Origin of the sequence: Clostridium sp. DFI.1.208 (genome assembly GCF_024463855.1) — a bacterium.
Classification (GTDB): Bacteria; Bacillota_I; Bacilli_A; order Erysipelotrichales; family Erysipelotrichaceae; genus Clostridium_AQ.
In genome coordinates this window covers 1-1,215 of sequence record NZ_JANGCA010000150.1, presented here as the reverse complement: position 1 = coordinate 1,215, position 1,215 = coordinate 1, and the positions used below count along the sequence as shown (strand labels likewise).

The following is a 1,215-nucleotide window of genomic DNA, read 5'->3' as shown; positions in this document are numbered from 1 at the left end:
CATCATCATGGAGCGATCCTTATCGATATGAAGGTCAGAAGGAGTATTGAAATGGTCGAAGACATACTTGACGGCTTTTACAAAAAAGCTCCGGGAATCCTTCCTACTAGCTATTTCCTATCAGAATGCTTATGAAGATCCCCGAATATTGGATTCTAACAGATAGTAATTTCACCACAAAATAAGATTTACATGAAGGATGTGATACATACTTCTTATCCCCTGTCTAAGGTATATGGAAAGGAAGAGAAATATGCAGATTTTAGGTATCATCATAGTCAAATTGATAATATTTTACATTTTGATATTTCTGTTATGTGATATAATATTGATATTCAGAAAACATCTGAGAGAAACAAAGATATATTGGAACTGCGTTGTAATCAATGGAGAAGTCATTATCAAAAATAAAGAGTATCTTGAAATTTACAAAAAGAACTTTTCTGATGATTCTGGCTATGATAAAGATTTTGTGGAAAAATATATCGGACAAGAGGATGTCATAATTAAAATTTATGATGCTCGGGGCAATGGACATCATAGATGCTATTTGATCAGTAAAATGATGTCAGTAGAATATCATTAGTTAGTAGGAGAATTGTATGGGAAGTGCAAAACAACAGTACTTCCCTTTTTCTATTATCAAGTCAACCGAACTATTGACATCCAACACACGATTCCGCTTACCAGTCTATAAAACCTATATAGCGTGATTTACCCCTTGTTTACCTCATAAAGAAAGTGAGTAAAAAATGATAAATATGAATAGAGATAAGAAAGCACAGAATCTAAGTTTGATAAAAGTTATAGGTATCCCCGCTTCATTAGTATATGGAATGCTTGTTTTTGGTAATCTATATATAGCAATTACTTCCTCTAAATTAGCAAATAAAGCTATAATAAGTGGCATATCTTATTTGGGATCATTAGTATTTATTCTTGGATTCACATATATTGTTGAATATATAAAACGAAATATCCCAAATTGGCTGCTGTGGCTAAGGGAAAAGCTGAAAAAACATCAACGCATTCCCTTATGTCTTGAGAAGATAGATTATTTGTATGAAGTGTATTTTGATGAAGTCCTCTTTTTTGGTGATCTATTTAATATTGTGCTTTGCGGTGTATTAAGTTGGAAATTCTCTAATTGTTTAAGAACTATTTTAGCTGTTTTATTGTAGTTTCCAAGCAAAAAAAAGTGTGAGTCCAAAAGAA

At 31.9% G+C, this 1,215-nt stretch carries 2 protein-coding genes; both read left to right on the top strand.

What is annotated here, in order from left to right:
* The first annotated feature begins 253 nt into the window (after positions 1-253).
* Complete coding sequence (locus NE665_RS23725; RefSeq protein WP_002610772.1) at positions 254-586, top strand: hypothetical protein; 333 nt, start codon at positions 254-256, stop codon at positions 584-586.
* 166 nt (positions 587-752) lie between these two features.
* Positions 753-1,181 carry a hypothetical protein gene (locus NE665_RS23720; RefSeq protein WP_002610768.1) on the top strand — a complete coding sequence of 143 codons (429 nt, stop codon included), beginning with the start codon at positions 753-755 and terminating at the stop codon, positions 1,179-1,181.
* Positions 1,182-1,215: the final 34 nt, after the last annotated feature.

Bases quoted from the DNA above. Each gene is read 5' to 3' on its own strand.
- NE665_RS23725 (WP_002610772.1), top strand. From the start codon at position 254: ATGCAGATTTTAGGTATCATCATAGTCAAATTGATAATATTTTACATT.
- NE665_RS23720 (WP_002610768.1), top strand. From the start codon at position 753: ATGATAAATATGAATAGAGATAAGAAAGCACAGAATCTAAGTTTGATA.